The 19,462-nt window shown below is 72.2% G+C and carries 20 protein-coding genes; 12 read left to right on the top strand and 8 right to left on the bottom strand.

The window, feature by feature from the left end; genetic code table 11:
• Positions 1–75 precede the first annotated feature (75 nt).
• Positions 76–1,293: an acetyl-CoA acetyltransferase gene (locus tag OHU74_RS15475; RefSeq protein WP_371616450.1), complete on the bottom strand. Its 1,218-nt coding sequence runs from the start codon at positions 1,291–1,293 to the stop codon at positions 76–78.
• 182 nt (positions 1,294–1,475) lie between these two features.
• Between OHU74_RS15475 and OHU74_RS15470 the strand changes: the two genes are divergently transcribed.
• Both OHU74_RS15470 and OHU74_RS15465 read left to right on the top strand, forming a co-directional pair.
• On the top strand, positions 1,476–2,687 hold the full coding sequence (locus OHU74_RS15470; RefSeq protein WP_371616448.1) for an acyl-CoA dehydrogenase family protein: 1,212 nt from the start codon (positions 1,476–1,478) through the stop codon (positions 2,685–2,687).
• Positions 2,687–3,172: a nitroreductase family deazaflavin-dependent oxidoreductase gene (locus tag OHU74_RS15465; protein WP_330297012.1), complete on the top strand. Its 486-nt coding sequence runs from the start codon at positions 2,687–2,689 to the stop codon at positions 3,170–3,172. Before OHU74_RS15470 ends, OHU74_RS15465 begins: the two co-directional genes overlap by 1 nt.
• A gap of 98 nt (positions 3,173–3,270) precedes the next feature.
• On the opposite strand, the gene OHU74_RS15460 is transcribed toward OHU74_RS15465, so the two are convergent.
• Positions 3,271–3,918, bottom strand: a complete 648-nt coding sequence (locus OHU74_RS15460) for a TetR family transcriptional regulator (RefSeq protein ID WP_214947757.1) — start codon at positions 3,916–3,918, stop codon at positions 3,271–3,273.
• Between the two features lie 280 nt (positions 3,919–4,198).
• On the opposite strand from OHU74_RS15460, the gene OHU74_RS15455 reads away from it, so the two are divergent.
• The 6 genes from OHU74_RS15455 to OHU74_RS15430 all read left to right on the top strand — a co-directional run bounded on the left by OHU74_RS15455 (position 4,199) and on the right by OHU74_RS15430 (position 11,294).
• Positions 4,199–4,996: a VOC family protein gene (locus OHU74_RS15455; protein ID WP_371616447.1), complete on the top strand. Its 798-nt coding sequence runs from the start codon at positions 4,199–4,201 to the stop codon at positions 4,994–4,996.
• Positions 4,997–5,221: 225 nt separating this feature from the next.
• Entirely contained in the window at positions 5,222–7,708 is a 2,487-nt protein-coding gene (locus tag OHU74_RS15450; protein ID WP_371616446.1) for a serine/threonine-protein kinase, read from the top strand.
• A gap of 69 nt (positions 7,709–7,777) precedes the next feature.
• Complete coding sequence (locus OHU74_RS15445) at positions 7,778–8,272, top strand: peptidylprolyl isomerase (protein ID WP_371616445.1); 495 nt, start codon at positions 7,778–7,780, stop codon at positions 8,270–8,272.
• A gap of 159 nt (positions 8,273–8,431) precedes the next feature.
• The gene (locus tag OHU74_RS15440; RefSeq protein WP_371616444.1) at positions 8,432–8,866 is read left to right on the top strand and encodes a hypothetical protein; all 435 of its coding nucleotides are present in this window, start codon (positions 8,432–8,434) and stop codon (positions 8,864–8,866) included.
• A gap of 9 nt (positions 8,867–8,875) precedes the next feature.
• Positions 8,876–10,729, top strand: coding sequence for an alpha/beta hydrolase (locus OHU74_RS15435; RefSeq protein WP_371616443.1), 1,854 nt, complete (start codon positions 8,876–8,878; stop codon positions 10,727–10,729).
• Complete coding sequence (locus tag OHU74_RS15430; RefSeq protein WP_371616442.1) at positions 10,722–11,294, top strand: hypothetical protein; 573 nt, start codon at positions 10,722–10,724, stop codon at positions 11,292–11,294. The genes OHU74_RS15435 and OHU74_RS15430 overlap by 8 nt, the downstream gene beginning before the upstream one ends.
• Before the next feature lie 10 nt (positions 11,295–11,304).
• On the opposite strand, the gene OHU74_RS15425 is transcribed toward OHU74_RS15430, so the two are convergent.
• The 3 genes from OHU74_RS15425 to OHU74_RS15415 all read right to left on the bottom strand — a co-directional run bounded on the left by OHU74_RS15425 (position 11,305) and on the right by OHU74_RS15415 (position 12,898).
• A complete protein-coding gene (locus OHU74_RS15425) occupies positions 11,305–11,838 on the bottom strand; it encodes a hypothetical protein (protein ID WP_371616441.1) in 534 nt (177 codons plus the stop codon).
• A gap of 122 nt (positions 11,839–11,960) precedes the next feature.
• A complete protein-coding gene (locus OHU74_RS15420) occupies positions 11,961–12,299 on the bottom strand; it encodes a putative quinol monooxygenase (RefSeq protein ID WP_371616440.1) in 339 nt (112 codons plus the stop codon).
• Positions 12,296–12,898 (bottom strand): NADPH-dependent FMN reductase, encoded by a 603-nt coding sequence (locus tag OHU74_RS15415; RefSeq protein WP_371616439.1) that lies wholly within the window; start codon positions 12,896–12,898, stop codon positions 12,296–12,298. Before OHU74_RS15415 ends, OHU74_RS15420 begins: the two co-directional genes overlap by 4 nt.
• Positions 12,899–13,025: 127 nt before the next feature.
• On the opposite strand from OHU74_RS15415, the gene OHU74_RS15410 reads away from it, so the two are divergent.
• Both OHU74_RS15410 and OHU74_RS15405 read left to right on the top strand, forming a co-directional pair.
• Positions 13,026–13,688 (top strand): TetR/AcrR family transcriptional regulator, encoded by a 663-nt coding sequence (locus OHU74_RS15410; RefSeq protein ID WP_371616438.1) that lies wholly within the window; start codon positions 13,026–13,028, stop codon positions 13,686–13,688.
• Between the two features lie 47 nt (positions 13,689–13,735).
• Positions 13,736–14,248 (top strand): hypothetical protein, encoded by a 513-nt coding sequence (locus OHU74_RS15405; RefSeq protein WP_371616437.1) that lies wholly within the window; start codon positions 13,736–13,738, stop codon positions 14,246–14,248.
• A 35-nt stretch (positions 14,249–14,283) separates the two neighbouring features.
• On the opposite strand, the gene OHU74_RS15400 is transcribed toward OHU74_RS15405, so the two are convergent.
• Genes OHU74_RS15400 through OHU74_RS15390 form a run of 3 tightly spaced genes read right to left on the bottom strand, consistent with a single transcriptional unit; the run spans position 14,284 to position 16,734 of the window.
• The gene (locus OHU74_RS15400) at positions 14,284–15,084 is read right to left on the bottom strand and encodes an enoyl-CoA hydratase/isomerase family protein (protein WP_371616436.1); all 801 of its coding nucleotides are present in this window, start codon (positions 15,082–15,084) and stop codon (positions 14,284–14,286) included.
• The gene (locus OHU74_RS15395; RefSeq protein ID WP_371616435.1) at positions 15,081–15,569 is read right to left on the bottom strand and encodes a Zn-ribbon domain-containing OB-fold protein; all 489 of its coding nucleotides are present in this window, start codon (positions 15,567–15,569) and stop codon (positions 15,081–15,083) included. Before OHU74_RS15395 ends, OHU74_RS15400 begins: the two co-directional genes overlap by 4 nt.
• A gap of 13 nt (positions 15,570–15,582) precedes the next feature.
• On the bottom strand, positions 15,583–16,734 hold the full coding sequence (locus tag OHU74_RS15390; protein ID WP_371616434.1) for a lipid-transfer protein: 1,152 nt from the start codon (positions 16,732–16,734) through the stop codon (positions 15,583–15,585).
• Positions 16,735–16,828: 94 nt separating this feature from the next.
• Here OHU74_RS15390 and OHU74_RS15385 point away from each other — a divergent pair, with 94 nt between their 5' ends.
• Positions 16,829–18,529, top strand: coding sequence for a FadD3 family acyl-CoA ligase (locus OHU74_RS15385; RefSeq protein WP_371616433.1), 1,701 nt, complete (start codon positions 16,829–16,831; stop codon positions 18,527–18,529).
• A gap of 90 nt (positions 18,530–18,619) precedes the next feature.
• Positions 18,620–19,462 (top strand): heavy metal-binding domain-containing protein, encoded by an 843-nt coding sequence (locus OHU74_RS15380; protein WP_371616432.1) that lies wholly within the window; start codon positions 18,620–18,622, stop codon positions 19,460–19,462.

Here is a 19,462-nt window from a genome sequence, read left to right as displayed (position 1 = left end):
AGTTCTCCACAACAACCGCTCGGCCGCGCTCCGTTCGCAGCGGCACCCGATCATCGCGCAGCGGGCCCCGGACCCTCAGTCCCGGCCCAGGATGACCGTGCCCGAGGAGCAGAACCAGCCTCCCGTGCCCGAGGCGACGGCGACGCGGGGCAGGGCGCCGTCGCGTTTGCGGACCTGGCCTTCGCCCGCTTCGCCGCGGAGCTGGCGGACGGCTTCGACCAGGAGGAACAGGCCGCGCATGCCCGGGTGGCAGGCGGACAGGCCGCCGCCGTCGGTGTTGACCGGGAGTTCGCCGTCCCGCAGGAGGCGGCCCTTCTCGACGAAGGCGCCGCCCTCGCCCTTGGCGCAGAAGCCCAGGTCCTCCAGGGTCACCAGGGTCATGTAGGTGAAGGCGTCGTAGATCTCGGCCAGGTCCACGTCCGCCGGGGTGAGGCCGGCGCGGGCGAAGGCCTGGCGGCCGGAGACCGCCGCCGGGGAGACAGTGAAGTCCTCCCACTCCGACATGGTGGTGTGGGAGACGGAGGTGCCCGAGCCGAGGATCCAGACCGGCTCCTTGGCCGTGTCCGGTACGTAGTCCTCCGCGGCGAGCAGCACCGCGCAGCCCCCGTCCGAGCGGATGCAGCAGTTCAGCTTGGTGAAGGGGTCCGCGATCATGCCGGAGGACAGGACGTCGTCGACCGTGATGGGGTCGCGGAACATCGCGTCGGGATTGGTGGCGGCGTTCGCCCGTGCCTGGACGGCCACTTCGGCGAGCTGCTCCAGCGTCGTGCCGTACTCGTGCATGTGGCGGCGCGCGGCCATCGCGTACTTGGAGACCAGCGTGTGCCCGTACGGGACCTCGAACTGGAGCGGTCCCCGTGCGCCGAAGGAGAGGTTCGAGGTCCGGCGGCGGGCCTTGATGTCGGCGCGCGCGGTGGATCCGTAGACGAGCAGGACCGCGTTGGCGTGGCCGGCCGCGATGGCGTCGGCGGCGTGGGCGGCCATGACCTCCCAGGTGGAGCCGCCGACCGAGGTGGAGTCGACCCAGGTGGGGCGCAGGCCGAGGTACTCGGCGACCTCGACGGGGGCGAGGATGCCGAGCCCGGCCGAGGCGACGCCGTCGATCACCGAGCGGTCGAGGCCGGAGTCGGCCAGGGCGCGGCGGGCGGCCTGCGCGTGCAGTGCGTACGGGGTGGGGCCGTCGACCCGGCCGCAGTCCGAGAGGGCGACGCCCACGACGGCGACCCGGCGGCGGGGCGGGGCCCCGGGGCCGGCGGTGTTGGTGGTTTCGGTGGCGGAGAGAGGTCCAGGCATGGGCCTGACGGTACAACTGACGTACCGTCAGATGCTAGAGGTGCTCCGGTGCCCCCGGCCCCCGGGGACCGCCCTTCCCCCGGTGTTCGGCCTCCGGCCGCTTCCGACCGTTCCGCCCCCTGTCCATCTGATCCGGCTCCACCTAATATGACGGCCCGTCAGATACGGGGAGGAGCCCGACGATGGATGCCGCCTTCACCGCGGAGCAGGACGAGATGCGCCGCACCCTGCGCGAGATCCTGGGCAAGCGCTGTGGCCCGGACGAGGTCAAGGCCGCCGTCCGCACCGCCGCCGGACACGACCACGAGCTGTGGCAGCAGCTCGCCCGGCAGCTCGGACTGCCCGGGATCGCCGTGGCCGAGGAGTACGGGGGAGTCGGCTGCACCCCCGCCGACCTGGCCCTGGCCTGCGAGGAGACCGGGCGGGTGCTGCTGCCCTCGCCACTGCTGGCCACCGCCGTGCTCGCCGCGCCGCTGGTCACCGCCCTGGGCACCGCCGCCCAGCGCTCCGCCCTGCTGCCGCCCCTCGCGGCCGGGGGGCTCACCGCCACCCTCGCCGTGCCCGGCCCGGCCCTGGCCACCGCCCTCGCGCTCACGGGAGACAACGCCCGGGGCGAGTGGGCCGGCGGCGGCCGCGCCGGCGGGGTGCAGGCCCGCGCGGTGGACGGCGGCTGGCGGCTGTACGGGGAGGTCGCCCAGGTGCTCGACGGGCACAGCGCCTCGCTGCTGCTCGTCGCCGCGCACGCGGGAGGGTTCGCCCGCAGCCGCACCCTGCTGTTCCTCGTGCGCGAGGACGCGCCCGGGCTCGTACGGTCGCGCCAGACCACCCTCGACGAGACCCGCCCGCAGGGGCGGATCCAACTGAGGGAGGTCGAAGCCGAGTTGCTGGGTGAGGGTGAAGGCGAGGGCGACGGCAGCGGCGCCGTGCTCGCCGCGCTCGCCGCCGCCGGACGCGGCGCCGCCACCGTGCTGGCCGCCGAGGCCGTCGGCGCGGCCGGGCAGGCGCTGGCCCGCACCGTGGACTACGTACAGCAGCGCGAGCAGTTCGGCCGGGCCATCGGCTCGTTCCAGGCGGTCAAACACCGCCTCGCCGACCTCTACGTACAGGTCCAGGCGGCCAGGTCCGCCGCCTACTACGCCGCCTGGGACCCGCAGCAGGGCACCCTCGCCCTCGCGCAGGCCCTGGAGGCCCTGCGGACCACCGCGGGCGAGGCGATCCAGCTGCACGGCGGCATCGGCTTCACCTGGGAGCACGACGCCCACCTCTACTTCAAGCGGGCGGCCGCCGACGAACTGCTCTTCGGCCCCGTCCACCGGCTGCGCGCCCACGCCGCGGAAGCCGCCGGACTGTTCGCCCCCGCCCCGCGCAACGAAGAGAAGAAGGTGGCCGTCTGATGGCTGCGACACCCGGCGTCGGCGTCAAGCTGATGCAGAAGGTCTCCTCGACCATGCTGTTCGCCAAGATCGCACCGCACTTCATCCCCGCCATGGACAAGGCGGTGCACAAGCTGACCCGCGGCAAGGTCATCCTCAGCGCCCAGATGCTCCCCGGCGTGATCCTCACCGCCAAGGGAGCCAAGACGGGCGAGCCGCGCGTGACCCCGCTCGCGTGCATGCCCGAGCAGGACGGCGTGAGCTGGCTGCTGATCGGCTCCAACTTCGGGCGCCCCGGACACCCGGCATGGACCGGGAACCTGCTCAAGAATCCGGACGCGGACGTGAGCTGGAAGGGGCAGGACATTGCCGTACGCGCCCGCCTGCTGGCGGGTGAGGAGCGCGAGGCGGCATGGCGGGCGGCGCTGAAGTTCTGGCCGCCGTACGCGACGTACCAGGCGCGCATCGAGCGCGAGATCCGGTTGTTCCGCCTGGAGCGTCGCTGATCGCGGCGGAAGACCGGTGGAGCCACGGGCCCGTTGGGGACGAGGCGTTGAAGCGGTGAAGAGGTGAAGACGGCGGGCCCTGTGGTCAGGGTCCGCCGTTACTTCGTCGGCTTCTTGCCCGTGATGCCGAGGTGGACCAGGAGGGCCAGGTTCGGCTTGAGCTCGGCCTGCTTGACGCCCCAGGTCTGGAAGCCCTTCTGGTGCGAGGCGACCGCGGCCAGCATGGCCACCAGGGAACCGGCCATCGCGGCCGGGCTGACGTCCTTGTCGACCTTGCCCTTGGCCTGGAGCTCCTTCATCGACTCCGTGAGGGAGTTGGTGACGGAGTTGAGGATCTTCATGCGGATCTTGTAGAACCGCTTGTCGCCCTCGGCCGCGCCCAGGTCGACGACCCGCAGGATCGCGTCGTTGCGCCGCCAGAAGTCCAGGAAACCCTCGACGAGTTCCTCGGCCGCCGCCCAGCCCGCCTTGCCGACCCACGCCCGGCCCTCGACCAACGAGGTGAGCTGCGCACCCTCGTTGGCCATGCGCTCGGCGATCTCCAGGACGGCGCCCTCGACGTCCGGGAAGTACTGGTAGAAGGTCGCGGGTGAGGTACCGGCCTTGCGGGCGACGTCGATCACTTTGACGTCGCGGTACGGCGAGGAGCTGAGCATCTCGCTGAGGCAGTCGAGCAGCTTCTGCCTCGTCGCCTGACCGCGCCGGCCGGCAACGCGGCCGTCGACGGTACGTACTTGTCCTGTCATGCCGTCAGCTTACCGAGGGGTGATCGGCGCGCGATTCGGCCGCCTGCAAATGGGGTTACGGGGCTCCTGGCCTGGGCGTACGTCCATCCCACCCCGGCTGCGCAGTGGATTTCGGCCGGTCGGGCCCCCCGGGCGCGGCGTCCGACTTCAGGTCCTATCCCCCGAATAGTCTTATCAACAGGCTGTGGACAAGTTTTCGGGCACATCATGATCCGGAGGACATGGCTGGGCGAGTACGGCGGAGGGCACACACCCTCGCACAACGGAAGGAACCGGGCTCATGGCCGCATTCGCGGAAGGCGCACCCTGCTGGGTCGATGCCTCCCTGCCGGACGTCGAGGCGGGCAAGCGCTTCTACGGTGAGCTCTTCGGGTGGACCTTCGCCGACGGCGCCGGAGCCGAGTACGGCCACTACACCCAGGCCTACAGCCGCGGCCGCAACGTCGCCGCCCTCGCGCCCAAGCCCGACGGCCGGATGCCGACCGTCTGGGGGGTCTACCTCTACACGACCGACGCCTACGCCTGCGCGCAGCGCATCCGTGCCGCCGGCGGCCAGATGGTGATGGACCCGATGCCGGTCGGGCCCTACGGGACCGCCGCGCTGGCCGCGGACCCCGGCGGGGCCGTCTTCGGGCTGTGGCAGCCCGGCACCCACCACGGTTTCGAGGCTCAGCAGGAGCCCTACACGTACTGCTGGACCGAGGTCTACACCCGCGCCCGCGACGCCGTCGACGTGTTCTACGCCAAGGTCTTCGGCTACGTCCCCCAGGACCAGGACGACTCCGGCGAGTCCGAGTACCGCCTGTGGTCCCCGCCCGGCAGCGCCCCCGGCCCGGCCGGCGCCGTACTGGGCCGCAGCCTCATCACCGACGCCTTCCCCGCCATCATGCCCGCGCACTTCCTCGCCTACTTCGCCGTCCCGGACTGCGACCAGTCCGTCGCCATGGTCCAGCGCCTCGGCGGCCGGGTCACCGCGGACCCCTTCGACACCCCGTACGGGCGGATCGCGGTCGTCGCGGACAACCAGGGGGCGGTCTTCGGCCTGCTGTCGGAGGCACGGACCCGACCGGGGGCGTAGGCCGTCTCCTGCGGCCGCGGGGGCGGCCCGCGCGGCCCCGTACCGCGCCCCGTGCGCGAACCCGCGCCCGTGCCCGGGGCCGGAGCGGGCTCGGGCCTGACAGAATCGGGGTTGCGCGACCGCGGGCTGCGCCCGCGGCGAGACGCTGCACGGGCCGACCGCCGCGTGCTGGCAGGAAGCGGGCCCGCGAGGGAGCCCGTACGGGGATGGGTGTGGAGGCGAGTGGTGGAGCAGCTGACGCAGCACGACCCGAGACGGATCGGCCCCTTCGAGGTGCTGGGACGGCTCGGCGCCGGCGGCATGGGGCTGGTCTATCTCGCCCGGTCGGCGTCCGGACGGCGGGTCGCGATCAAGACGGTCCGCACCGAGCTCGCCGAGGACCAGCTGTTCCGCGTGCGCTTCACCCGCGAGGTGGAGGCCGCCCGCGCCGTCTCCGGCTTCTACACCGCGGCCGTGGTCGACGCCGACCCGCGCGCGGCGGTGCCGTGGCTGGCGACCGCGTACGTACCGGCGCCCTCGCTGGAGGAGATCGTCCACGAGTGCGGGCCCATGCCCGCCCAGGCCGTACGGTGGCTCGCCGCCGGCATCGCCGAGGCGCTCCAGTCCATCCACGGAGCCGGCCTGGTCCACCGCGACCTGAAGCCGTCCAACGTGCTCGTCGTCGAGGACGGCCCGCGCGTGATCGACTTCGGCATCGCCAGCGGTGTCTCCAACACCCGCCTGACCATGACGAACGTCGCCGTCGGCACCCCCGCCTACATGTCGCCCGAGCAGGCCAAGGACTCGCGCAGCGTCAAGGGCGCCAGCGATGTCTTCTCGCTCGGCTCGACGCTGGTCTTCGCCGCCACCGGGCACCCGCCGTACCACGGGGCGAACCCGGTGGAGACGGTGTTCATGCTGCTGCGCGAGGGCCCCAACCTGGAGGGCCTGCCCGAAGAGCTGCGCCCGCTCATCGAGTCCTGCATGCAGATGGACGCCACCCTGCGGCCCACCCCGGCCGACCTCCAGGCGCAGCTGGCCCCGCACCTCTTCGAGGGCGGCGACGAGAGCGGCACCGCCTCCGCGTGGCTGCCCCCGCGGGCCGTCGCGATGATCGAGGCCCGCCGGGCGGGCCACCGCAACGCCGCAGCCGCGGCGGCAGCGGCAGCGGCCTCGGCGGCCGCCGCCTCCGCGGCTTCCGCGCCCTCGCCCGCTCCGGTGGTGCCGGGCCCCGCCCAGGCGCCCGCCTTCGCGCCCGCCGCCGGGCCCGTCACCCACCGCCGGGACCGCGGCGCCGACGCCTGGACGGACCCGCGGACCGGCCAGGCCGTCCCGCAGCGGCCCGAGCGCCCCCCGATGCCGGCCTCCGGCGACTCCGTGCGCCTGGGCGGCTCCCCGGTGCCCATCGGCCCCGGCCCGCACGCCTCCGTCTCCGCGCCCGCCGCCCACGCCGCCGCCGCGGACTCGGCGACCGGCTGGATCCGCCCGCCGGGCGGCGGCTCGGTGGCCGGCCCGGCGCCCGTGGCGCCCCTGTCCCCGGCGCTGTCGTCAGGGGGATCCGCCTCCGCCTCCGTGCCCGGTCCCGGACCGGCCCCGGACAGCGGCCGCTGGCGGCCCTGGCGGTTCCGCATGTCGAACGAGGTCTGGGGCACCCCGACCGTCGCCGGCGAGCTGCTCTACGTCACCTCCTTCGAGGTCCACGCCCTGGACGTGGCCAGCGGCCGCCGCCAGTTCAAGACCCGTGACGTCGCCTGGTCCATGGCCGTCGCCGACGGCCGCATCCACGCCTCCGACGGCCCGTCCCTCTACGCCCTGGACGCCGTCGACGGCTCCGAGCGGTGGCGGCTGTCCACCGACGCCTGGGTGTACGCGCTGCGCGCCGACCGGGGCACCGTGGTCACCGCCACGCGCGGAGGCGGCGTACAGGCCTGGGAGGCCTCCAGTGGGCAGAAGCTGTGGGAGCTCACGGGCGCCCAGAGCGACTTCGAGACCACGGAGGCGGCCCCCGTCCTCCACGACGGCACGGTCTACGTGTGGCAGGACGCCCGGCTGCGCGCCCTGGACGCCCGCTCCGGCCGCGAAGCCTGGTCCTACCCGATCGGTGACGCGGGGTCCTGCGGGAACGTGCCCGTACGGGTCGCCCCGGCGCCCGACGGCAACGTCTACGTCAGCGCCGGCACCCGCGTCCTGTCCATCGACCGGGCCTCGGGCCGGGTCAGGTGGCACTTCGAGGCCCCCGCCGTCTTCCTGGCGCCCCCGGCCTTCGCCCCGGGCGCGGCCGTCACGGGCGGCGGGGTCTACCTCGCCGACTACCTGGGCACCGTCTACGCCCTGGACGCGGCCACCGGCACCGACCGCTGGCGCATCGCCACCGAGGCCCGCCAGTCGGCCGACCCGGTCCTGGTCGCCGCGGGCAACGTCCACCTGGGCGCGGGCAGCGCCCTGTACACGCTCGACGCGGTCACCGGCACCCCGAAGTGGCGGTTCGCGGCGGGAGGCGAGATCACCGGCGCCCCGGCGGTCGCCGACGGCCGGGTCCACTTCGGCTCCGCCGACCACTGCCTGTACACCCTGGACGCGGCGGGCGGCCAGCTCCGCTGGAAGCTGGCCACCGGCGGGGAGATCACCGGAGCCCCGGTGGCGGAGGCGGGCGTGGTCTACGCGTGCAGCAAGGACCGCTGCGTCTACGCCCTCGATGCCGCCAAGGGCACGGGCACCCGTACGGGCGGCTGAGCTGCGGCGGGGCCGCGTCAACGGCCCCGCCGGGTCGCGCGGCGCACCGGGAGTGACAGGATGGACCCCATGAGCAACGTTTACTTCGACATCAACATCAACGGCGAGGCCGCCGGCCGCATCGTCTTCAACCTCTTCGACGAGGTCGTCCCGAAGACCGCCCAGAACTTCCGCGAGCTGGCCACCGGCCAGAACGGCTTCGGCTACGCGGGCTCCGGCTTCCACCGCGTCATCCCGCAGTTCATGCTGCAGGGCGGTGACTTCACCAACCACAACGGCACCGGTGGCAAGAGCATCTACGGCGAGAAGTTCGCCGACGAGAACTTCCAGCTGAAGCACGACCGCCCGTTCCTGCTGTCGATGGCGAACGCCGGCCGCAACACCAACGGCTCGCAGTTCTTCATCACCACCGTCGTCACCTCCTGGCTCGACGGCAAGCACGTCGTCTTCGGCGAGGTCGTCGAGGGCGCGGACCTGGTCCAGAAGATCGAGTCCCTCGGCAGCCAGTCCGGCGCCACCAAGGCCAAGATCGAGATCGCCGCTTCCGGCGTCGTCGAGGCCTGATCCCCACCCCGCCCAACGGCTGGCCGGCCCCGCCCCCTTTTGGGGGGCCGGGGCCGCCGTCATGTCCGGCGCCTCGTGGTGGCGATGACCCCTCACCCGTGTTTGTAGGATGATCTGCAAATTTGGGCAATCGCGATCAGGCCACGGGGGCAGTTCGGCATGACGACCTTTGACACGGAGTGGGCGGCGCTCAAACAGCAGACCGCGCTCGGGGCGCAGATGCACCTGGCGAGCGCGGCCGCCACGCCCGACGGCGGCGGTGGCGGCGGCGACCTGACCTCCGACAAGGCGGTCTGGAACCGCGCGAGCCAGGACCTCGCAGGTCTGGCCAGGAGCATCAAGACGGCCCTGACCGCACTGGAGGAGGGGCAGAAGGGCGCCGCGCTCTCCGGCGTGCAGAGCGCCACGGCCCAGCAGGAGCTCCACCAGTCCTGGAAGACGTACCTCGACGGCCTGGCGGGCAAGTGCACCGGGCTCCAGGGGCCGCTGGAGAAGGCCGGCCAGGGCCAGTACGCCAACGACGAGGCCATCAAGGGCGGCTTCGCCCAGATCGGCGCCCAGTACAAGGACACGCCCGCCACCGGGGGCCGGTGAGCCTGAACCATGGACTACGCGGCACTCACGGCGCTCAAGCCGTCCGAATTCACCGAAGCGGCCGACGGCTACAAGGCCGTCAGCAGCATGGCCGACCAGGCCTACGGAGACACCGAAGGACAGATATCGGCGAGACTGCGGGCCGGCCTCTCGGGGGAGGCCGTGGACGCGGCGCTGGGATCGCTCCGGGACCTGGCGAAGAACTTCCACTACACGCAGGTCGAATGCGGTCTCGTGGCCACGGCGCTCAGGGCGCTCGCCGCCGCGCTGACCGAGGCGAAGAAGAAGCTGGAAGGCGCCCTGGAGGACGCCGAGCACGCCAAGTTCTCGGTGGGGGCGGACGGTTCGGTGAGCTTCCCGCCCGCCGGAACGGAGAAGGACGGCAAGCTCCCGGACGGCGGCACGGTCTCCGGCAGCGCGAAGGGCAAGCCCTCCGGCCAGGTGATCGACCCCACGCGTGACGCCAACGACCTGTCCGCCGCCCTGGACCGGCAGGCGGCGAACATCCACCCCAACCCGAACTTCGGCAAGGCGGTGGAGATCGCCAACCGCATCGCCCAGGCCGTCGCCGAGGCCACCGAGGCCGACAACCTGTGGGCGCCCAAGCTGCGGGGGCTCAAGGCGGACGACGACCTGGTCGTCTCCGACCAGGACTGGACCGACGCGCAGAGCGACACCGCCGATGTCCGCAGCGGCGCGAAGGACTACCTGGACCACATCAAGGCCCCGCCGAAGGGCGACGACCCCAAGGCGAACGCCGACTGGTGGAACGGCCTGTCGGCCGACGACAAGTCCGCCTACCTCTCCCTGAACGCGGCGCAGGTGGGCGCCCTGGACGGGCTGCCCTCCGTCATCCGCGACGAGGCCAACCGCAACGTGCTGTCGGAGAAGCAGGCCGAGTACCAGATCCGGCTGAACGGCATACCCCCGCAGCCGCAGAAGTACCTCCCCTCGGGACAGCAGTACCCGGCGGTGACGCTCAACCCCGCTTGGTCGGAGTGGGACAAGAAGTACGCCAAGGACAAGGAGTCCCTGGAGAAGAACCTCAAGGGCATGAACGCCATCCAGGCCCGCTTCGACTCGACGGGCAAGGAAGGCCTGCCGGAGGCCTACCTGCTCGGCTTCGACACCAAGGGCGGCGGCCGGGCCATCGTGGCCAACGGAAACCCGGACACGGCGGCCCACACGGCGGTCTTCGTCCCGGGCACGTTCACCAACATCACGAAGTCCGAGGACTACATCCACCACATGAGCGAGCTGTGGAAGGAGACCCACGCCAAGATCCCCGGCCAGAGCGTCTCCACCATCACCTGGATCGGTTACGAGGCCCCGCAGAGCATCGTTCCGGAGGCGATGGAGAAGCACTTCGCCGAAGAAGCGGCGCCCGACCTGAACCGGTTCATGCAGGGCCTGGAGAACGTCCAGGGCGGCGACGCCGCCAGCCACACCACGATCATCGGCCACAGTTACGGCAGTACGGTCCTCGGCGCGGCCTCCAATGCGGGCGACCTGCGCGCCGACGACATGATCGCGGTCGGCAGCCCCGGCATGCTGGTCGGCCACGCCAAGGAGCTGGACGCGGGCGAGGGGCACGTGTGGTCCCAGGCCGCCTCCACCCTCGACGACCAGGTGCCTCTGGGCGGCAAGTTCGCCGGGCTCGGCGGCGGCAACTCGTGGTGGAAGGAAATGCTGCCATTCGGCTCGGTGTGGGGGCAGAACGTGCCCTCCGACGAGGATTTCGGAGCCAATATCATGGCAAATGACGCCGATAGTCATACCGACTACTGGAGGGACCACTCCTTGAGCATCAGGAACCAGGCGAGTGTGGTCGCGGGTCAATACGACAGGGTCCAGCGTGACTGACACGAAGAAGGCGGTCCGCGGCCGCGGAATCACCGGAATGATCAAGGCCACGGCTCTCGCCGTCGTGCTGGCGGGATCTCTGTCCATGCTGTCTGTGGGGTGTTCGAACGTGAAGGATCTCAACTACACGCCGGTGAGGATGGATCCCGACCCGGCGCGCAAGAAGGCGAAGCTGGTGTCCAGTGGGCTGCTGGAGATGGCCGGCGTCAAGGGCAAGGTGACCGAGCCGGGTCCGAGCGTTTCGCGCTGCCGCGAGTACGGGGACGATCTGTACTCCCTGTCGCACCCGTGGTCGGTGTACGAGATCTCCGACGAGCAGGTCGACACCGGCATGGCGAACCTGCGCAAGGGGCTCACCGAGAACGGCTGGAAGATCACCAAGGACGGCAAGGCCAAGAGCCAGGCGCAGGATCCGGAGATCTACGCCGAAAATGATGGCCAGGGGTTCGCCATGGTGGTCACGGGCATGAAGAAGACGGCGACCGGGGGCCCGATGCTCCTCTTCGAGGTCGTCTCCAAGTGCTACCGCGCGGCCTCCGCGGCCTCACTCGACGGCGAGTACTGAGCCGAGCGGGCTACGAGTGGTCCCTGGGCGGGGCCGGCGGCCAGGGCTCGGGTTCCTGGGTGACGAGCGGTTCCGGCGTCGGCTCCGGCTCCGGGGCGGGCGTACGGCCGTGCCGGCCGCGCCTGCGGGGGCGGCCGCTCATGACCACGGCCGCCAGGAGCAGGAGGGCGCCCGCGCCGAAGGCGCTGGCGAGGCCGTCGCCGAGGCCGAAGCCGTCGTCGCCGACCGAGAGGCTGCCCGCCTCCTGGGCCTGGCGGACCATCCACAGCACCGCGAAGCCGAGGACGACGACCCCCGAGAGGGCCATCAGTAGCCGTGAGCGCAGCAGGATCGCGCCGAGGGTGAGCAGCGCGGCGAAGATGAACGGCAGCAGGAGCGAGCCCAGCAGGTCGGCCTTGGTGTCGGTGATCCCGGTGGAGGTGAAGAGCTCCTGGACGCGGTAGTCGCGTCCCTGCCGGCCGTCGTACCAGGCGCGGAAGGGGCTCCAGACGGCGGCCGTCGCCCCGACCAGACCCATCAGCGAACCGAGTGCGTTGCGGATCATTCCCGGCCCTCCGGCGTGGGGATCCGCGGATCTGCGGATCCGATCCCGATCGACGCTACGCCCGGCTCCCGGGACCCGCGATCCGAGATCCACGGGCCGCGGGCCGTGATGCGCGAAGATCCCTAGCCCGGGAACACCCGCACCACCGGCGGCTCCGCCAGCAGGGATGCCGTGCGGGACAGGGCCCGCTCGAGGTGGGGGGAGGCGAGGTGGGCCTCCCAGGACTCCGCGTCCGCCCATTCCTCCAGGATCAGCCAGGCGCCCGGCGCCGCCGGGTCCTCGTACGGCCGGTAGGAGACGTTGCCCGGTTCGGCGCGGGTCGGGGCGACCAGGGCCAGGGCCTGGGCGCGGACCTCCGCCTCCAGGCCCGGGCGGGCCCGGAGGCGGGCGATCGCCGTCACGGACACGTCCGCCGCCGCCACCCCCGTAGCCGACGGGGCGGTGTCCGCTCCGGAGTTCATCGTGCGACCACGGCCGCCGCGGCCTTCGCCTTGAGGGCGCCCAGCAGGTCGCGCACCAGGCCGATGGTGGTCTCGTCGGTCAGGTTGCCGCTCTCGTCGAAGCGCTCGTAGGAGCGGAACACCTGCACCTCGGGCTTGACGACCACGTCGCTGTCCGTCCACACGAACACCTGGCGCAGCGCCAGCTGCGCCCGCACCGTGCCGAAGTTGGTCGGTGCCGCGCCCAGGATCGCGACGGGCTTGCGGTGCAGCGGCAGGCCCTCCTGCTTGGTCCAGTCGGTGCTGACCCAGTCGATGGCGTTCTTGAGGGTGCCGGGGATGGAGTAGTTGAACTCCGGGGTGGCGATCAGGAGGCCGTCGGACTCGGTGATGCGCCGGCGCAGCTCGGTGACGGCGGCCGGGCGGTCCTGCGGGTTGTCGAGGTCCTGGTCGTACGGGGGGATGTCGCGCAGGCCCTCGTAGATCTCGATGTCGAGTCCGCCGGGCTGGTGCTTGCGGGCGGCGTGCAGCAGGCGGGTGTTGTGCGAGTCGGCGCGCAGGCTGCCGGAGATGGCCAGGATCTTGAAGGCCGCGGTCTCCACGGACGTTTCCACAGACATGGGTCCCCCCTCGGGACGTGGTGCCGGCCGCCGCCCGGTGCGGCTTCCGACAGGCATCACACTAAACCGTGTAGTTCAGTTCTCGCAACTACACCGTTTGGTTTAGTTCGGGGCTAAGGTGGTCCGCATGCCCATCCAGGCCCCCGCCCCCGTCCCCGTCCCCACCCCCGTCCCTCCCAAGCGGCACGCCATCGCCTGCGCCGCCTACGCCGAGTTCCTCGCCGGCGGCTACAGCGCCGCCTCCGTGGACGCCATCGCCACCCGCGCGGGCGTCTCCAAGCCCACCGTGTACAAGCACTTCGGCAGCAAGGAGCAGCTCTTCCTCGAGGTCGTCGGCGGGGTCCTCGACGCCGCCTGTGCCGAGCTGGAACCCTGCCCCGCGACCCTCGCCGCCGCCCCCGACCTGCGGGCCGCCCTCGTGGAGGTGCAGTACCGCTGGGCGCGGCGGCTCGTCTCCGCCGAGCTGATGTCGCTGCGCCGCCTCGTCATCGGGGAGGCCGAGCGCTTCCCGCAGCTGGGGCGGCTCTGGTACCAGCGCAGTCGCGCGGCCATCGACACCCCGCTCGTGGCCGCCGTGGAGGGGCTGTGCGCGACCGGGCGCCTGGTCGTGCCGGACGCGGAGCTCGCCGTACGGCAGCTCGTCGCCCTGACCGTGTCGGTGCCGCAGCTCGCGCAGACCTTCGACACCGGCCGCGCGCCCGCGGAAGCGGAACTGCGGGCCGTGGTGGCCGGGGGAGTCGAGGTGTTCCTCGCCCGCTACGGCGCCGAGGGCGCGTGCGGGGCCCCCTGACGTGTCCCTGATAGCGTGCCGCAGTTGTTCAAGGGGAAGGAGTGGCCATGCGGGTCACGGCACGGCGTGTCCGGTTCACGGCGGTATTGGCGGGAGTGGTGCTCGCACTCACCGGGTTCTCGTCCTCGCACGGCAGCCACGGCAAGAGCAGTGGCGGGGGCGGCTGTTCCAGCTCGAAGTCGACCCACACCACGCACCACACCAACTACGGCAGCACCAACGGCAGCACCAGCGGCACCAGTGGCGGCAGCGGCGGCAGCACCGCGACGCCCACGCCGACCGCCACCCCCTCCCCGACGGCGGCGCCCGCCCGGGCCCGGATCATCAGCTGCGCCGGGCCCGACAAGCCGTACGCGGTCGTCGAGGTCACCTCGCTGCTGACCACCGACCGGCTGATCTCCGTAACGGTGACCTTCAAGAACGCCGGCGGGTCCCGCGTGGAGCAGACCATCGCGCCGACCAACCTCAAGAAGGGCGAGACCGCGCAGGTCAAGGTCCTGATGACGAACCCGGCCCGCGCCACCGACGTACGGGACTGCGAGCTCGGCCCCCTCACCTAGGCGGCCCCGCACGGCCCGCCCGCCCTACGCGGGCCTCACCGCACCCGCGGCTGCGCAGCCGTCCCGCGGCGGCCCGCGAACAGCTCCGCCTGCCGCTGCGGGCTCAGGTTCCCCAGCGCCACCAGGCCGGGAGCCTGCGCCAGGGCCTGCTGCAGCGCGGCCTGCTTCGCCGCCCACAGGGACCGTACGGTGCCCTGCACGGCCTCCGTCGGGAAGCCGGCCAGGGTCTCCGCGGAGCGCAGGGCCGCCGGGAGCAGTGCCTCGGGTTCGGCCAGTTCGGAGACCAGGCCGATCTCGTACGCCCGCCGCGCGGAGAGCCGTTCCGCCGTGCCCATCAGGGACATCCGGGCGGCCTCGCCGAAGGGCATGCGCTGGGCCATGTAGATGGCCTCGTAGGCGCTGACCATGCCGTAACTGGTGTGCGGGTCGAAATAGGTCGCGGAGTCCGAGGAGACGATGAACTCCGACTCGCCCAGCAGGTAGAACGCCCCGCCGCAGGCCATGCCGTTGACGGCGGCGACCACCGGCTTCCACAGGTCGTTCGCCTTGGGGCCGATGGCGACGAGGGGGTCGTCGATCGAGAAGGGCGAGGACGGCTGCGGCACCGAGACGCCCCGGTCGATGCCGGTGCAGAAGGCGGCCCGCCCGGCACCCGTCAGCACGATCGCCCGCACCTCGTCCTCGAAGCGGAACTCCCGCCACACCGCCGCCAGTTCGGCGGCCGTCTCCAGGTCGATCGCGTTGTGCTTGCGCTCCCGGTCCAAGGTGACGACGGCCACCCCGGTGGTCTTGTCCCGCTCCACCCGCAGGCCCGGGGCCCGCTCGGCGGCCGTCAAGACTTCTCCAGGATCCAGCGCGGGACGGCCACCCCGCCCGTCTCGGTGAAGACCACCTGGACCCGGGCGCCGATGCGCAGCCGCGCCGGGGCCACGGAGTCCAGCGGGGCGTCGGCCGAGGCCACGAGGTTCCCGACGAGCCGGATGTGGGGGGCGTCGGCGAGCTCGACGAGGATCACGTTGTACGGAGCCTGCGCGGCGTAGGCGGGCAGCAGCGGCGGGTGCGGCTGCACGTACGACCAGATGCGGCCCCGGCCGCTCATGAGCCGCCACTCGGAGTCGAAGGACTGGCAGTGCGGGCAGCAGGGTCGGGGCGGGAAGCGGAGCTTGCCGCAGGCGGGCTCGGCGCAGGCCTGGACGCGGAGTTCGCCCTGGGCGGCGTACTCCCAGAAGGGGGCGCCGTCCTCGTCGGGGACGGGGATGAGGAGTTCGTCCGCGGTGGTGGTGGCCGCGGTCGTGGTGGCCGGGGTCGTGGTGGTGGTCATGGTCGGCAGCTCCTCAGGCTCGCAGCAGGATCGCGGACGTCGGGACGCCCTCGCCCGCCGTCACCAGGCAGGTCGAGGCGTCGGGCACCTGGGCGGTGGAGACGCCGCGCAGCTGCTTGACCCCCTCGTTGATCAGGTTGAAGCCGTGGACGTAGGCCTCGCTGAGGCCGCCGCCACCGGTGTTGATGGGCAGCCGGCCGCCCATTTCCAGGGCTCCGCCCTCGGTGAAGGCGGCGCCCTCGCCGCGCCCGCAGAAGCCGTAGCCCTCCAGGGAGAGCGGGATCAGCGGGGTGAAGGCGTCGTAGATCTGGGCGACGTCCACGTCGTCGGGGCCGAAGTCGGCCTGCTTCCACAGGTGTCGGGCGGCGGTCCAGGCGGGGCCCGACAGCGGGTCGTCGTTCCAGTAGTTGACCATGCCGTGATGCTGGGCGGGCAGGCCCTGGGCGACGGAGTGGACGTAGACGGGCTTCTGGCGGCAGTCGCGGGCGCGCTCGGCGCTGACGATGACGCAGGCCAGCGCCCCGTCCGTCTCCAGGCAGTTGTCGAAGAGGCAGAGCGGGTCGCTGATCATGCGGGAGGTCATGTACATCTCGCGGGTCAGCGGGCGCTCGTACATCATGGCGGCCGGGTTCTCGTTGGCCCGGTTGCGGCAGGCCATCGCGACGTTGAAGAGGTGGTCGCGGGTGGCCCCGTACTCGTGCATGTAGCGGCGGGCCAGCATCCCGATCTCGTCGGCGGGGCGCAGCAGCCCGAAGGGGCGCGTCCACTGGCCGGGGGTGGGGAGCTGGACGGCCGTGTTCTTCCACGGGCGGGGGCCGGAGCCGCGTTTGCGCGAGCGCCAGGCGACGCCGACGCTCGCCTGGCCGGTGGCGATGGCCGAGGCCAGATGGCCGACGGTGGCGCAGGAGCCGCCGCCGCCGTAGCCGATCTTGGAGAAGAAGGTGACGTCGCCCGCGCCGATGGCCTTGGCGACCTCGACCTCGTCGGTCTCCTCCATCGTGTAGGAGGAGAAGGCGTCGACCTCGGAGGGTTCGATGCCGGCGTCGGCGAGCGCCGACAGAATGGCCCGGCAGGCCAATTCCTTTTCGGACTGCGGCAGTTGTTTGGCAAAGGCGGTCTGCCCGATGCCGACTATCGCCGTAGCGTCCTTGAGCGTTGCCGCCATCGCCACCTCCGGGGTGCACCAGTACTGACAGCCGCGAAGGCTACAGCTAATCTGACGGATAGTCAGCTACTGGTGTTGCAGGGAGGGGCGGGCGATGGACGAGGTCGAGGTCGAAGACGTGAACGGGCAGGGGTACGGGCACGAGCGCGGGTACGGGGCCGAGGGCGTGGGGATCGGCGCCGAGTCCGGCGAAGACGGCCGGGGCGAACCGGCATGGACCAGCATCGGTGCACTCGTACGCGATGCCGCCGTCCGCCACGCCACCCGCGAAGCCGTGGTCGACGGCCGCGTCCGCATCGACTACGCGCAGCTCGGCGAGCGCGTCGAGCGGGCCGCCGCCGCCTGCATGGCCGCCGGGATCGAACCGGGGGACCGGGTCGCCGTCTGGGCGCCCAACACCCTCGAATGGATCGTCTCCGCCCTCGGCGCGGTCTCCGCGGGAGCCGTGCTCGTCCCCCTCAACACCCGTTTCAAGGGCACCGAGGCCGCATACGTCCTCCAACGCAGCCGCGCCCGGCTCCTCTTCGTCACCGGCACCTTCCTCGGCACCTCCTACGTGGCCTCCCTGCGCCGCGCCGCCGCCGAAGGCCCCGGCGCCGGGCCGCTGCCCGGCCTGCCCCACCTGGAACAGGTCGTCGTCCTGTCCGAGGACGCCCCGGACTCCTTCAGCACCTGGAAGGAGTTCCTGGCCGGCGGGGACTCCGTACCGGCCGGGGCCGTCCGCGCCCGCACCGAGGCCGTCCCCGCCACCGCCCCCTCGGACATCATCTTCACCTCGGGCACCACCGGCAGCCCCAAGGGCGCCGTGATCACCCATGCCCAGTCCCTGCGCTGCTACGACGTGTGGAGCGAGCTCGCCGGACTGCGCGAGGGCGACCGCTACCTGATCGTGAACCCCTTCTTCCACACCTTCGGCTACAAGGCCGGCATCATCGCCTGCCTGATGCGCGGGGCCACGATGGTCCCCCAACCCGTCTTCAACGTCGACACCGTCCTTGCCAACGTCGCCGCCGAGCGCATCTCCGTACTCCCCGGCCCGCCCACCCTCCACCAGTCCCTCCTGGACCACCCCCAGCGCGACCACCACGATCTCTCCGCCCTGCGCCTGGTCGTCACCGGCGCCGCCGTCGTCCCGCTCCAGCTCGTCGAACGGCTCCGCAGCGAACTGCACATCGCCACCGTGCTCACCGCCTACGGACTCTCCGAGGCCAGCGGAGTCGTCACCATGTGCCGCCGCGGCGACCCGGCGGAGGTCATCGCGGCCACCTCCGGCCGGGCCATCCCCGGCACGGAGCTCCGTATCGCCGGGACCGACGGGGAAGCCCTGCCCACGGGCCGGGCCGGCGAGGTGTGGGTGCGCGGATACAACGTCATGCAGGGCTACTTCGAGGCCGAGGCCGAGACCGCCGAGGCCATCACCCCCGACGGCTGGCTGCGCACGGGAGACGTCGGGGTCCTCGACGCCGCCGGGAACCTGCGGATCACCGACCGGATCAAGGACATGTTCATCGTCGGCGGCTTCAACGCCTACCCCGCCGAGATCGAGCAGCTCATCGGCCTCCACCCGGACATCGCCGACATCGCGGTGGTCGGCATCCCGGACGCCCGCCTCGGCGAGGTCGGCAAGGCCTACGCGGTCCGCCGCCCCGGCGCGGTCCTCACTGCCGACGACCTGATCGCGTGGTCGCGCCGGGAGATGGCCAACTACAAGGTCCCGCGCGAGGTGGAGTTCGTCACCGAACTCCCGCGCAACGCCAGCGGCAAGATCCTCAAGCGCGAACTCCGGGCCCGCTGAGGGGGCATGACCCACCGGTCCACCGGCTCCTCCGATGACATACGCTGCTGCCGAAATGCGGCGCGATCTTGACGGCGGGGGGCCGGTGGGATGAACCGACGGGACGGGGCTCCTCCGGGGAACCCCGGTGGCACCTGGGACTCGACCCTGTCGTCCGGGGAGTTCGCCGCCGTCCGGAGCGTCGGCTTCGACCCGGTCGGGCAGGTGCTCGGCACGGCCGTGTTCAACATCGGGTACACCGGCCTCTGGGCCTGCCCCGGCGCCTGGACGGCCGCGGACGGGACCGAAAGGCCCACCTCGCGATGGGCTCCGTCCCTCTCCCCGATGGTGAGCACGCTCTACACGGCCCGTCGCCTGGCCCTGTCCCGAGCCGTGGCCGAGTGCCGCGAGCTCGGCGGCGACGGAATCGTCGGGGTGGACCTCCAGGTCGGTGGATTCACCGCCGGGATGGCGGAGTTCACCGTGCTGGGCACCGCCGTCCGGGCCCGCTCGCGGATCCGGCCCCGTACGCCCTTCACCTCGCACCTGAGGGGCCAGGACTTCGCCAAGCTCCTGAACACCGGATGGGTTCCCACCGGACTGGCCTTCGGCATCGCGATGGAGACCCGGCACGACGACTGGCGCACCTTCGGACGGGGCCGCTGGGCCGCCGCGAACCAGGAGATCGAGGGCTACACCCAGCTGATCGGCCGGGCCCGCCAGGGGGCCCGTAGCCAGCTGGCCCTGGACGCCGCGAAGCACGGGGGCGACGGAGTGGTCGTGGACGAGGTGGAGCTGAAGGTGCGCGAGAACGAATGCGCGAACGGCGGGTCCGCGCGCGACCTCGTCGCGGAGGCGGTCCTCGTCGGCACCACCATCGCGCGGTTCGACCGCCCCCGGCAATCGGCCGGGCCCGCACCACTGACCATCATGAGACTGGAGCGCGAGCACTGA

Source organism: Streptomyces sp. NBC_00454, from assembly GCF_041434015.1.
GTDB lineage: Bacteria > Actinomycetota > Actinomycetes > Streptomycetales > Streptomycetaceae > Streptomyces.
The sequence above is the reverse complement of the archived record's forward strand: the minus strand, read 5'-3'. Positions and strand labels throughout refer to the sequence as shown.